The sequence below is a fragment of the Citrobacter sp. KTE30 genome (genome assembly GCF_000398825.1).
GTDB lineage: Bacteria > Pseudomonadota > Gammaproteobacteria > Enterobacterales > Enterobacteriaceae > Citrobacter > Citrobacter freundii.
Map to the genome: position 1 here is coordinate 3,773,234 of NZ_KB976055.1, position 12,950 is coordinate 3,786,183.

Sequence of the window (12,950 nt, forward strand, 5' to 3'; positions counted from 1 at the left end):
TCTGGCATTTCACACCCTCTGTTAATCACTCTGACTTAATTAAGCATATAATGTGAGTGCTTAAGATTGATGGTGGACGCTATGCGACAGGAACATGTCATTTTATTGAATGAGCAGGACCAACCCTGCGGAACGCTGGAGAAGTATGCGGCGCATACCGCCACAACCCCCCTGCACTCCGCTTTCTCGTGCTGGATATTTAACGAGCAGGGCCAACTGCTGGTCACCCGCCGCTCGCTGCACAAAAAAGCCTGGCCAGGTGTCTGGACCAACTCTGTCTGCGGTCACCCGCAGTTAGGTGAAACCAACGAAGCTGCTATTGTCCGCCGGGCTCGCTTCGAACTGGGTGCAGATATCAACTTGCTCACCCCCGTATACGCTGATTTTCGTTATCGCGCCACGGACCCGAGTGGAATAGTTGAAAACGAAGTATGTCCGGTTTATGCCGCACATATCGTCAGTGAGCTACAGCTAAACCCAGATGAAGTGATGGATTGCCAGTGGAGCAATCTTGAGGATGTCTTAAGCGGGATTGACGCGACGCCGTGGGCTTTCAGCCCGTGGATGGTAATGCAGGTTGCAAACAAAGAAGCGCGTGCGCTGTTGCAGAATTACTGCCAACAAATTATTGCCTGATGGCGCTACGTTTATCTGGCCTACATAACGAATCGTAGGCCGGATAAGGCGTCAGCCGCCATCCGGCATTTCACATCTTACTTAACCGGGCGCATCGCCGGGAACAGGATCACGTCACGGATGGTGTGGCTGTTGGTGAACAGCATAACCATACGGTCGATACCAATGCCCAGACCCGCAGTCGGCGGCAGACCGTGTTCCAGAGCGGTAACGTAGTCTTCGTCGTAGAACATCGCTTCGTCATCACCCGCATCTTTGGCGTTAACCTGATCCTGGAAACGCTGCGCCTGATCTTCGGCATCGTTCAGCTCGCTGAAGCCGTTACCGATCTCACGTCCGCCGATGAAGAATTCGAAGCGATCGGTGATTTCCGGGTTTTCGTCATTACGACGCGCCAGCGGAGAAACTTCTGCCGGGTACTCGGTAATGAAGGTTGGTTGAATCAGGTGCGCTTCTGCAACTTCTTCAAAGATCTCGGTCACAATACGGCCCAGACCCCAGCTCTTCTCAACTTTGATGCCGATAGATTCAGCAATCGCTTTTGCAGAGTCGAAGTTATCCAGATCGGCCATGTTGGTTTCCGGACGGTATTTCTGAATCGCTTCGCGCATGGTCAGTTTTTCAAACGGCTTACCGAAGTCGAAGACTTCTTCACCGTAAGGCACTTCAGTCGTTCCCAGAACGTTCTGCGCCAACGTACGGAACAGAGATTCAGTCAGTTCGATGAGATCTTTGTAGTCCGCATAAGCCATGTAGAGTTCCATCATGGTGAACTCTGGGTTATGGCGAACAGAGATGCCTTCGTTACGGAAGTTACGGTTAATTTCGAATACGCGTTCGAAGCCGCCAACCACCAGACGCTTGAGGTAAAGTTCCGGCGCGATACGCAGGTACATGTCCAGATCCAGCGCGTTATGATGAGTGATAAACGGACGCGCTGCCGCACCGCCTGGGATCACCTGCATCATCGGGGTTTCTACTTCCATAAAGCCGCGAGCAACCATGAACTGACGAATGCCAGCCATAATCTGTGAACGCACTTTAAAGGTATTGCGGGATTCATCGTTAGAGATGAGATCCAGGTAACGTTGACGATAGCGCGCTTCCTGATCCTGCAGACCGTGGAATTTGTCCGGCAGCGGGCGCAGCGCTTTGGTCAGCAGACGCAGTTCGGTGCAGTGGATAGACAGCTCACCGGTCTTGGTCTTGAACAACTTACCTTTCGCGCCGAGGATATCGCCCAGATCCCATTTTTTGAACTGCTCGTTGTAGACGCCTTCCGGCAGGTCATCGCGAGCAACGTACAGCTGAATACGGCCGCCAACGTCCTGCAGCGTAACGAATGATGCTTTACCCATAATACGACGGGTCATCATACGGCCAGCAACGGATACCTCAATGTTCAGCGCTTCCAGCTCTTCGTTTTCTTTCGCGTCGAAGTCAGCATGCAGTTGGTCTGAGGTATGATCGCGACGGAAATCGTTCGGGAACGGGATCCCCTGCTCACGCAGGCTCGCCAGCTTCTCACGGCGCGTTTTCAGTTCATTGTTAAGGTCGGCTACCGCGTCAGCGCCCTGTACGTGTTGTTCAGACATGTTGGTTCCTCATAACCCTGCTTTCAAACTTGCTTCGATAAATTGATCCAGGCTGCCATCCAGCACCGCCTGCGTGTTACGGGTTTCAACCCCGGTACGCAGATCTTTGATGCGGGAGTCATCAAGGACATAAGAACGAATCTGGCTACCCCAGCCGATATCTGACTTGGTGTCTTCCATCGCCTGTTTCTCGGCATTCTTCTTCTGCATTTCCAGTTCATAAAGCTTCGCTTTCATCTGCTTCATGGCCTGGTCTTTGTTCTTGTGCTGGGAACGGTCGTTCTGACACTGCGTCACAATCCCGGTCGGGATGTGGGTAATACGCACCGCAGATTCCGTACGGTTAACGTGCTGACCGCCTGCACCGGAGGCACGGTAAACGTCAATACGCAGGTCCGCCGGGTTGATATCGATATCAATATCATCGTCAACTTCCGGATAAACAAACGCCGAACTGAACGACGTATGGCGACGTCCGCCGGAGTCGAACGGACTCTTACGTACCAGGCGGTGTACGCCGGTTTCAGTACGCAGCCAACCGTAAGCATATTCACCAGCAATTCTGATGGTCACGGATTTAATACCCGCGACTTCACCTTCAGACTCTTCAATGATTTCAGTCTTAAAGCCGCGCGCTTCAGCCCAACGCAGATACATGCGCATCAGCATGCTTGCCCAGTCCTGCGCTTCCGTACCGCCAGAACCTGCCTGAATATCGAGATAGCAATCCGCGCTGTCATATTCACCGGAGAACATACGACGAAATTCCAGCTGGGCCAGCTTATCTTCCAGCGTATCGAGTTCTGCTACGGCTTCGTTAAAGGTTTCTTCGTCGTCGGCCTCTACAGCCAGTTCCAGCAGGCCGGAGACATCTTCCAGGCCCTGGCTCATCTGATCGAGCGTATCAACGATGGCCTCAAGGGAGGAACGCTCTTTGCCCAGCGCCTGAGCGCGTTCGGGTTCGTTCCACACGTCCGGCTGTTCCAGCTCGGCGTTTACTTCTTCCAGACGCTCTTTCTTGGCATCATAGTCAAAGATACCCCCTAAGAACGTCAGAGCGCTCCGTGAGGTCCTGAATGCGGTTATTTACCGGATTAATTTCAAACATTGTCTGATTTCTTTTATTGGACTAGTCAAAATGCGGTGATAAGAGCGGGATTGTAACTAATCCACGCCCTTTTTTATAGCGATTAGTGACGCTAAAGTGGCCAGATATTGTCGATTATAATCTGCAAGCTGCGGTTGCCGCGAAACTCGTTAATATCCAGTTTGTAGGCAAGCTGAACTTCGCGCACGCCGTTGTCCGGCCAGCAGGTGGTATCGACATTAAACGCAATACCGTCCAGCAGCGGACCACCGCCCACGGGCTCGACCATCACCTTCAGATGACGCTCACCGACCAGACGCTGCTGGAGCAAACGGAAATGCCCGTCAAACAGCGGTTCCGGGAACATTTGCCCCCACGGTCCGGCATCGCGCAGCATTTGTGCGATCTCCATGGTCATCTCCGCCGCGCTCAGTGGGCCATCCGACACCACTTCACCTTGCAGTAAGGCAGGATCCAGCCACTCGGTTACCAGCTCGCCAAAACGCTGCTGGAAACGCTCAAACTGCGCCTCTTCAAGCGATAAACCCGCCGCCATGGCGTGACCGCCAAACTTGAGGATCATGCCCGGATAAAGGGTGTCCAGGCGCTCCAGCGCATCGCGCATGTGCAGCCCCTGAATCGAACGCCCGGATCCTTTGAGAGTACCGTCACCTGCCGGGGCAAACGCTATCACTGGACGATGGAATCGCTCTTTAATACGCGATGCCAGAATCCCCACAACGCCCTGATGCCACTCGGGATGATACATTGCCAGGCCGCCCGGTAGTGTATCGCTACTGCGTTCCAGCTTTTCACACAAGGTCAGTGCTTCGGCCTGCATACCCTGTTCAATCTCTTTGCGCGTCTGGTTGAGCGCATCAAGCTCATTGGCCAGCACACGCGCTTCGCCAATGTTGTCGCACAGCAATAGCGCCACACCAACGGACATATCGTCCAGACGGCCCGCCGCATTCAGCCGTGGCCCCAGGGCAAAACCCAAATCACTGGCTGCCAGCTTTAGGGGGTCGCGATTGGAAATCTCCAGCAGCGCTTTAATACCAGGGCGACACTTTCCGGCACGAATGCGGCTTAAGCCTTGCCACGTCAGAATACGGTTATTGGCATCCAGCGGGACCACGTCCGCCACCGTGCCAAGTGCAACCAGATCGAGCAAATCCGCCAGGTTCGGCGGTGCAATGCCGCGTTCATCAAACCAGCCTTTGTCACGCAGGAAAGTACGCAGCGCCAGCATCAGATAGAAGGCTACACCAACGCCTGCCAGCGATTTCGACGGGAACTCACAGTCGGGCAGGTTAGGATTAATGATTGCCTCTGCGCCCGGCAGCGTATCCCCTGGCAGGTGGTGATCGGTCACAACGACCGGGATCCCCAACGTTCTGGCATGTTCGACACCTGCGTGAGACGAGATGCCGTTGTCTACGGTGACAATCAGCTGAGCGCCCCGGGCATGGGCCTGATCAACGACTTCCGGGCTTAAACCATAACCGTCTTCAAAACGATTTGGCACCAGGTAGTCAACGTTACTGCAGCCCAACGCACGCATCGCCAGGATGCTTAGCGCCGTGCTGGTCGCACCATCAGCGTCAAAATCGCCGACAACGATGATTCGGGTTCCTTCGCGAAAGGCGTTGTAGAGGATCTCAACCGCTTTTTCGACGCCGTTCAAATGTTGCCACGGCAGCATGCCTTTCACGCTACGCTCAAGCTCCTGCGCGCTACGTACACCACGGCTGGCGTATAAACGGCGCAGCAGTGGCGGCAAGTCGGCAGGTAGCTCGGCGGTCTCGTCGGCCTCACGCCGACGAAGTTGTATCTGTTGTTTCACGCGAATTATTTACCGCTGGTTTGTTTTGCATGTGCGTCGAGGAATTCTTTCATCTCTTTCGGGCCCTGATAACCAGGTACGACATAGCCATTGCTCAGCACAATCGCCGGTGTACCGCTGACGCCAAACTGTACGCCCAGCGCATAGTGGTTAGCGATATCCACATCACAGGTCGCCGCTTTTACACCCTTGCCAGTCATCGCGTCATCAAAGGCTTTGTTTTTGTCCTTAGCACACCAGATAGACTTCATGTCCTGCTCAGCCTGGCTGTCCAGCCCCTGACGTGGGAAGGCCAGATAACGTACGGTGATCCCCAACGCATTGTAATCTTTCATCTCTTCATGCAGCTTGTGGCAGTAACCACAAGTGATGTCGGTGAAAACAGTAATGACGTGTTTTTCCTGCGGCGCTTTGTAGATGATCATCTCTTTTTCCAGCGCGTTCAGATGCTTCATCAGCAGTTGGTTGGTGACGTTCACCGGACTTGCGCCGCTCACGTCATACATCGGTCCCTGAATAATATGTTTACCGTCTTCAGTTACGTACAGCACGCCGCTATTGGTCAGTACGGTTTTCATGCCCACAACCGGAGCAGGTTGAATCTCGGTGCTCTGCACACCCAGCTTTGCTAATGACTGGCGAATTGCAGCGTCGTCTGCATGTACCATGCCGGAAAACGCCGTCGCCAGCAGGGTGAACATCATAAAACGTTTTTTCATAGCCTATCCTATCCTGTCAGCACTCACGCTCGCGGGTGATGCTGTTGATGTAGTTGCCGCAAGCGCTCCGTTGCGACATGAGTATAAATTTGCGTTGTCGAGAGATCGCTATGCCCCAGTAGCATCTGCACCACGCGCAGATCTGCGCCATGGTTGAGCAGATGCGTGGCAAATGCGTGCCGCAGGACGTGCGGTGACAGCTTTTCGCTGTCGATTCCCGCCAACACAGCATAGTGTTTGATACGATGCCAGAAGGTCTGACGGGTCATCTGTTGCGCCCGCTGACTAGGAAACAGCACATCAATCGATACGCCGTTGAGCAACCATGGACGCCCATGCTCCAGGTATGTTTCCAGCCAGTACACTGCCTCCTCACCCAACGGGACAAGGCGCTCTTTGTTACCTTTACCGATCACCCGTACCACGCCCTGACGCAGGCTGACGTCACTCATCGTCAGTCCTACCAGTTCAGACACGCGCAGGCCCGTTGCATACAACACTTCCAGCATGGCTTTGTCGCGTAGCTCCAGCGGTTGATCGATAAGCGGCGCCTGCAGCAGTCGTTCTACCTGCGCTTCGCTGAGATCTTTGGGCAGACGCTGCGGAAGTTTAGGTGATGCAAGCGAGGCGCTGGGGTCATCTTCGCGATATTTTTCGCGGTACAGATGCTGAAAAAAACGTCGCGTCGCACTGAGCAAACGTGCAGAACTGGTGGCTTTATACCCTCCATCCATCCGCTCAGCCAGCAAGGCTTGCAGATCATCACTTTGCGCGGTCGCAAGCGAAGCGCCGCGATGATGTAACCATTCCACAAGCATGGTCAGATCGCGACGATACGCACTTAATGTGTTTTCCGCCAGATTTCGTTCCAGCCACAGGGCATCAAGAAACTGCTCGATGCGCGCCAGATCCTGTTCCACTCGCGCCCCTTATTCCACTCTCATTTTTGATGCATTATGCCTCATTGTGCCGGGATTGCGGCGATTCTGTTACACTACCCGCAACGCTACAGCAGAATTGAGATGTTTACGTCATGAACATGGGTCTTTTTTACGGTTCCAGCACCTGCTACACCGAAATGGCAGCAGAAAAAATCCGCGATATCCTGGGTCCCGAACTGGTGACACTGCACAACCTCAAAGACGATTCCCCGATCCTAATGGAGCAGTATGACGTGCTCATTTTGGGCATCCCAACCTGGGATTTCGGTGAAATTCAGGAGGACTGGGAAGCGGTCTGGGAGCAACTGGACGACCTCAACCTGGAAGGAAAGATTGTCGCGCTTTACGGTATGGGCGATCAGTTGGGATACGGTGAATGGTTCCTGGATGCGCTGGGTATGTTGCACGATAAACTGATCACCAAAGGTGTAAAGTTTGTCGGCTACTGGCCCACCGAAGGCTACGAATTCACCAGCGATAAACCCGTCATTGCCGATGGACAGCTGTTTGTTGGTTTGGCGCTGGATGAAACGAACCAGTACGATCTCAGCGATGAACGCATTCAGGCCTGGTGCGAGCAAATTCTTGGCGAAATGGCCGAGCACTGGTCCTGAATTTCTGCCGACTGACGGCTAAGGTCGCAACCTTACCGTCAGTACTACTTCTGCTTCGCCTTTTGCAGCATCAACCGCCGTAAATCCCGCCACTCAGCATCATCCATACTGTCTGCCGCCAGCCACAAATGTTGACGTTTTCCGGCATCAGAGCGCAAACGCAGCATCATGCCTGTTTTAACCATCCAGGGGGCGCTAACGATAGACCACTCTTGCCCTTGCCAGCGCAGACGGCCATCCATCAACAGCCGAATCTCACCCTGACAGGCGTTGATTCGACGCTGACTGCGAACACTATCGAATACCACCAGAGAGAGCAAAACCAGCCATAATGGGGTGTAGCTCAATGGCCAGGGCATCAATAAAATAAACACCGCGACCAGCCCATGAATTAGCAGTGAAAGCCACTGCGCGCGCCATGATACGCGTAAATCAGATTGCCACTGGACCACGTTCCCGATTCCGTGTCTGGATAAGTCGCACCATCTGCTCCAGCTCAACATCAGCTGGTTTCCCATGATTCATCAACCAGTTAAATAAATCTGGATCATCACATTCTAGCAGACGGATAAAGATACGTTTTTCTTCGTCACTTAAGCTGTCATATTCATGTTCGAAAAACGGCATGATCGAGATGTCCAGCTCGCGCATACCGCGGCGGCATGCCCAATGAATACGTGCTTTGTTGTTAATATCCATGTTCTTCTCCCTGTCTCGCGAAAACGAAGTATCCCGCTATTGTAACGTGTTTTTCCCGCTCTTTTACGGGAATATCAGTAAACTGAAGCGCGCTCGCTAAATAAAACCTTATTAAGCCAAAGGATTCACCATTTTTTGATGTTTCCTCGCAAAGCGCAATATATGGCACAAATAGCCTGTTTAAACCGCTTGCAATGGGCCATAGCTCTTTTACCATTAGTCATTATCACTGCGTTAAGCAAATCAGGACATTATTATGGCTTTTACATCTTTTCCTCCTCGCCAGCCTTTCGCGTCAACGCGTTTGCCTCTGACGCTAATGACGCTCGATGACTGGGCGCTCGCCACCATCACCGGTGTCGACAGTGAGAAGTATATTCAGGGTCAGGTCACGGCGGATGTCAGCCAGATGACCGAGCATCAGCACCTGTTAGCTGCACATTGTGACGCCAAAGGTAAAATGTGGAGCAACCTGCGTCTGTTCCGACAGGGTGACGGTTTTGCATGGCTTGAGCGCCGTAGCCTGCGTGATGCGCAGCTCACCGAGCTGAAAAAATACGCGGTCTTCTCGAAGGTGGCGATTGCCCCGGATGACGAGCGTGTCCTGCTGGGCGTAGCGGGATTCCAGGCACGTGCAGCGCTGGCCAATCTCTTTAGCGAATTACCGAACAGTGATAAGCAGGTCATTACCGAAGGTGCCTCCACGATATTGTGGTTCGAACACCCTGCTGAACGTTTTCTGCTGATCGTTGATGCCACCACAGCAGAAACCTTGGTTGAAAAGCTGCGTGGCGAAGCAGAGTTAAATAACAGCCAGCAGTGGCTGGCGCTGGATATCGAAGCGGGTATCCCCGTTATTGATACAGCCAACAGCGCACAGTTTATTCCACAGGCTACCAATCTGCAGGCTTTGGGCGGGATCAGCTTTAAAAAAGGCTGCTACACCGGTCAGGAAATGGTTGCTCGTGCAAAATTCCGCGGAGCCAATAAACGCGCCATGTGGACTTTGGCGGGTGCCGCCGGTCGAGTACCGGAAGCTGGTGAAGACCTTGAATTAAAAATGGGCGAGAACTGGCGTCGTACCGGTACCGTACTTGCCGCAGTAAAACTGGCCGATGGTCAGGTACTGGTGCAGGTTGTGATGAATAACGACATGGAGGCCGACAGCGTGTTCCGCGTTCGTGACGACGCAAAAACGCTGCAAATCGTACCGCTGCCGTATTCGCTGGAAGAGTAAATGAATAATGCCTGATTGCGATGCGTCTATCAGGCATGCTGGCTTTTGTTTTGTAGGCCGGATAAGGCGCTAGCCTCCATCCGGCGTCAATGATTACGCCTGACCAACGTAGAGATAGATCGCCAGGAAGTGGCAAACGCTGCCGCCCAGCACAAAGCCGTGCCAGATCGCATGGTTATAAGGAATACGCTTACAGACGTAGAAAATTACGCCCAGGGAATACACCACACCGCCAACAGCCAGCAACGTCACGCCTCCCGCTGCCAACTTAACCGCCAGTTGATACACCACAATCAGCGATAGCCAGCCCATTGTCAGGTAGGTTACCAGCGACAGAACCTTAAATCGGTGCGCAATGGTCAGTTTGAATAAAATACCGATCAGCGCCAGGCTCCAGATAACAATCATCAGTCCACGTGCCAGCGGCGAATCAAGCCCCACCAGCAGGAATGGCGTGTAGGTCCCGGCAATCAGCAGATAAATCGCACAGTGGTCAAATTTTTTCAGCCAGATTTTCGCTCTCTGATGGGGGATCGCGTGATACAAGGTTGAGGCGAGAAACAGCAGGATCATGCTGCCGCCGTACAGGCTATAGCTGGTAATGGCCATAGCGCTGGCGTTGGTATCTACTGCCTGGACCAGTAATAACACCAGTCCGACAATCCCAAACACCAGCCCAATACCGTGACTGATGCTATTGGCTATTTCCTCTGCCAACGAATATCCCTGCGCGATTAATGGCTTCTGAACCATAAGTTACTCCCCAGAAACGAACACTTTCGTTATTGCGCCTCTAGCGTAACTGAGAATGGTTCCAGTGAACACCTGTTAGCTAAAATAAATATCACATTAATATTAATCATTTAAAATCATTGTGTTGTAAGTGATTTTTCAACTAACAGATGTTTCTTTAAATCAAAGGCATTTAAAATCAATCACATAAAATTGCGTCTGATTCGGGTAAATCTCGGCAATCACATGTTTAAGTTCTTCAAGCGTCATGTTTTCCTGCTGGGCATGTTTATCCGTTAGCGTATCCAGCGTGACGGTTGAGGTGCCAACAACCTCAATCGTGCAAAAGTAACCGTCATCTTCGAAGCGCCCAACCCGTAAAATGTCCCCGGCTTTGAAGTGTGATTCGGACTCGTCACGAATGGTGATGGTCTTGCGTCCGGCCAGAATGTCATCCTGGAAACGCTGAAAAAAAGTGATGTCATTTGGCTGCATGTTATTATTCCCTGTAGATGAAGTCTGATGAGTGAGTTTTGCCATTGTGAGTATGTTCTCCCACGCTGCCATCGCCAGTCTCAACAATCTTGAGATGCTGGTCTACAACTATGTCATCAAAAACCGTGACAAAGTCATGTACATGACCATTCGCGAGCTGGCCGATGCCGTGGGTGTTTCCACTACCACCGTACTGCGCTTTTGCCGCAAGCTTAAATGTGAAGGTTACTCAGAATTTCGCGTGCGCTTCAAATTATATTTAGAGCAGAATGAACCGCAACAGGCTAATTTCGGTGCCAGCGAAATTATCAGTTTCTTTAAAGGCGTCAATAACGACGAGTTCGATAAACTGCTCGATCAGGCTGTTGATATTATATTATCGTCCGAACGTATTATATTCGTCGGAGCAGGAACGTCTGGAGCGCTGGCAAAATATGGCGCACGTTTTTTCTCAAACGTCGGTAAATTCAGTAATCACATTGACGATCCTTATTTCCCGGTAACGAATGACATGGCCAGAAACGCGCTGGCGATCGTGCTTTCTGTTTCCGGTGAAACAGAAGAGATCCTGCGCTTTGCCAGCCAGTTCAGCCTGCATAACTGTAAGGTCCTGTCTGTCACCAGTCATGAACATTCGCGGCTGGCCAAATTGGCTGACTTTAATCTCTCCTGGCACGTTCCACAGACGCGTATTGCCGGGGTATACGATATAACCACGCAGATCCCCGTTATTTATATTCTGGAATCACTCGGTCGCAAGCTGGCGAAAAGAATAGCGTAAAAAAACAATCTGTTTTTTTGATGTAACAAATCACATTTACGCTATTTTGTTATATCGTGACATTTATCTTTCCTTTGTTAGACTCAAAATCAGATTGTATTAATTTGAGACTGAGCGCAGATGAAAAAACTTACCTTACCAAACGATTTTTTATGGGGCGGCGCGGTTGCGGCGCACCAGGTTGAAGGCGGCTGGAACAAAGGTGGCAAAGGCCCCAGCATTTGCGACGTACTGACCGGAGGGGCACACGGTGTTCCGCGAGAAATCACTCAGGAAGTTGAGCCCGGTAAGTACTACCCCAACCACGAAGCTGTCGATTTTTACAGTCATTACAAAGAAGACATCAAGCTGTTTGCCGAGATGGGGTTCAAATGCTTCCGTACCTCCATCGCCTGGACCCGTATCTTCCCCAAAGGGGACGAAATCCAACCGAATGAAGAAGGGCTAAAGTTCTACGACGACATGTTCGATGAACTGTTGAAGTACAACATTGAACCAGTCATCACCCTTTCCCACTTTGAAATGCCGCTGCACCTGGTTCAACAGTACGGTAGCTGGACCAATCGTAAAGTCGTCGATTTCTTTGTCCGTTTTGCTGAAGTCGTTTTTGAGCGCTATAAGCACAAGGTCAAATACTGGATGACCTTCAATGAGATCAACAACCAGCGTAACTGGCGCGCGCCGCTGTTTGGTTATTGCTGCTCCGGCGTGGTGTATACCGAGCATGAAAACCCTGAAGAGACTATGTACCAGGTGCTGCATCACCAGTTCGTGGCCAGCGCGCTGGCGGTAAAGGCGGCACGTCGCATCAACCCGGAAATGAAAGTCGGCTGCATGCTGGCGATGGTGCCACTGTATCCGTTCTCCTGTAAGCCTGAGGATGTAATGTTCGCGCAGGAATCGATGCGTGAGCGCTACGTTTTCACTGACGTTCAGCTGCGCGGCTACTATCCATCATATGTACTGAACGAGTGGGAACGCCGCGAATTCAACATCCAAATAGAAGCCGGCGATGAGCAAATCCTGCGTGAAGGCACCTGTGACTATCTCGGATTCAGTTACTACATGACCAACGCGGTAAAAGCGGAAGGCGGCAGCGGCGATGCCATTTCTGGTTTTGAGGGCAGCGTACCGAACCCGCACGTAAAAGCCTCCGACTGGGGCTGGCAGATTGACCCCGTCGGTCTACGCTATGCCTTATGTGAGCTGTATGAACGCTACCAGAAGCCGCTGTTTATCGTTGAAAACGGATTTGGTGCCTACGACAAAGTGGAAGAAGACGGCAGCATCAACGACGACTATCGCATCGACTATCTGCGCGCCCACGTTGAAGAGATGATGAAAGCAGTGACCTATGATGGCGTAGACCTGATGGGCTACACGCCGTGGGGCTGCATCGACTGCGTGTCGTTTACCACCGGTCAGTACAGCAAACGTTACGGCTTTATCTACGTGAACAAACATGACGACGGCACCGGCGATATGTCACGTTCACGGAAGAAGAGTTTTGACTGGTACAAAGAGGTGATTGCCAGCAACGGCGAGAATCTGTAATTTTTTGCCGGATG

General features: G+C 52.0%; 14 protein-coding genes. 5 read left to right on the forward strand and 9 right to left on the reverse strand.

The features are described 5' to 3' along the window. Positions 1-81 precede the first annotated feature (81 nt). Positions 82-636 (forward strand): isopentenyl-diphosphate Delta-isomerase, encoded by a 555-nt coding sequence (gene idi, locus WC1_RS05310; RefSeq protein ID WP_032948043.1) that lies wholly within the window; start codon positions 82-84, stop codon positions 634-636. Positions 637-713: 77 nt separating this feature from the next. Here the strand turns inward: idi and lysS are convergent, their stop codons facing one another. From lysS to xerD, 5 genes are all read right to left on the reverse strand, one after another. Continuing rightward, positions 714-2,231, reverse strand: coding sequence for a lysine--tRNA ligase (gene lysS / locus WC1_RS05305; protein WP_003026911.1), 1,518 nt, complete (start codon positions 2,229-2,231; stop codon positions 714-716). A gap of 9 nt (positions 2,232-2,240) precedes the next feature. Further along, positions 2,241-3,339 (reverse strand): peptide chain release factor 2 gene (prfB, locus tag WC1_RS05300; protein ID WP_096878465.1). Its coding sequence is split into 2 segments (ribosomal slippage): positions 2,241-3,263 and positions 3,265-3,339, totalling 1,098 coding nucleotides; the frame shifts between segments, so codons are not numbered across the junction. A 91-nt stretch (positions 3,340-3,430) separates the two neighbouring features. Next, entirely contained in the window at positions 3,431-5,164 is a 1,734-nt protein-coding gene (gene recJ, locus WC1_RS05295; RefSeq protein WP_016150943.1) for a single-stranded-DNA-specific exonuclease RecJ, read from the reverse strand. 5 nt (positions 5,165-5,169) lie between these two features. Next, positions 5,170-5,883, reverse strand: coding sequence for a bifunctional protein-disulfide isomerase/oxidoreductase DsbC (dsbC, locus tag WC1_RS05290; protein ID WP_003026923.1), 714 nt, complete (start codon positions 5,881-5,883; stop codon positions 5,170-5,172). A gap of 23 nt (positions 5,884-5,906) precedes the next feature. Further along, on the reverse strand, positions 5,907-6,803 hold the full coding sequence (gene xerD, locus WC1_RS05285) for a site-specific tyrosine recombinase XerD (protein WP_003026928.1): 897 nt from the start codon (positions 6,801-6,803) through the stop codon (positions 5,907-5,909). Between the two features lie 113 nt (positions 6,804-6,916). On the opposite strand from xerD, the gene fldB reads away from it, so the two are divergent. After that, a complete protein-coding gene (gene fldB / locus WC1_RS05280; protein ID WP_016150944.1) occupies positions 6,917-7,438 on the forward strand; it encodes a flavodoxin FldB in 522 nt (173 codons plus the stop codon). A gap of 44 nt (positions 7,439-7,482) precedes the next feature. Here the strand turns inward: fldB and WC1_RS05275 are convergent, their stop codons facing one another. Both WC1_RS05275 and sdhE read right to left on the reverse strand, forming a co-directional pair. Beyond that, a complete protein-coding gene (locus tag WC1_RS05275; protein ID WP_003026936.1) occupies positions 7,483-7,890 on the reverse strand; it encodes a protein YgfX in 408 nt (135 codons plus the stop codon). Beyond that, the gene (gene sdhE / locus WC1_RS05270) at positions 7,871-8,137 is read right to left on the reverse strand and encodes an FAD assembly factor SdhE (RefSeq protein WP_016150945.1); all 267 of its coding nucleotides are present in this window, start codon (positions 8,135-8,137) and stop codon (positions 7,871-7,873) included. Before sdhE ends, WC1_RS05275 begins: the two co-directional genes overlap by 20 nt. Before the next feature lie 256 nt (positions 8,138-8,393). Between sdhE and ygfZ the strand changes: the two genes are divergently transcribed. Continuing rightward, complete coding sequence (gene ygfZ, locus WC1_RS05265; protein ID WP_016150946.1) at positions 8,394-9,374, forward strand: tRNA-modifying protein YgfZ; 981 nt, start codon at positions 8,394-8,396, stop codon at positions 9,372-9,374. A gap of 93 nt (positions 9,375-9,467) precedes the next feature. Here ygfZ and WC1_RS05260 read toward each other — a convergent pair whose 3' ends face one another. After that, positions 9,468-10,127 carry a PAQR family membrane homeostasis protein TrhA gene (locus tag WC1_RS05260; RefSeq protein WP_003838267.1) on the reverse strand — a complete coding sequence of 220 codons (660 nt, stop codon included), beginning with the start codon at positions 10,125-10,127 and terminating at the stop codon, positions 9,468-9,470. Between the two features lie 162 nt (positions 10,128-10,289). Continuing rightward, positions 10,290-10,601, reverse strand: coding sequence for a N(4)-acetylcytidine aminohydrolase (yqfB, locus tag WC1_RS05255; RefSeq protein ID WP_003026949.1), 312 nt, complete (start codon positions 10,599-10,601; stop codon positions 10,290-10,292). 52 nt (positions 10,602-10,653) lie between these two features. Here yqfB and WC1_RS05250 point away from each other — a divergent pair, with 52 nt between their 5' ends. After that, entirely contained in the window at positions 10,654-11,382 is a 729-nt protein-coding gene (locus tag WC1_RS05250) for a MurR/RpiR family transcriptional regulator (RefSeq protein WP_003838265.1), read from the forward strand. Between the two features lie 120 nt (positions 11,383-11,502). Beyond that, a complete protein-coding gene (gene bglA / locus WC1_RS05245; RefSeq protein WP_016150948.1) occupies positions 11,503-12,936 on the forward strand; it encodes a 6-phospho-beta-glucosidase BglA in 1,434 nt (477 codons plus the stop codon). Positions 12,937-12,950: the final 14 nt, after the last annotated feature.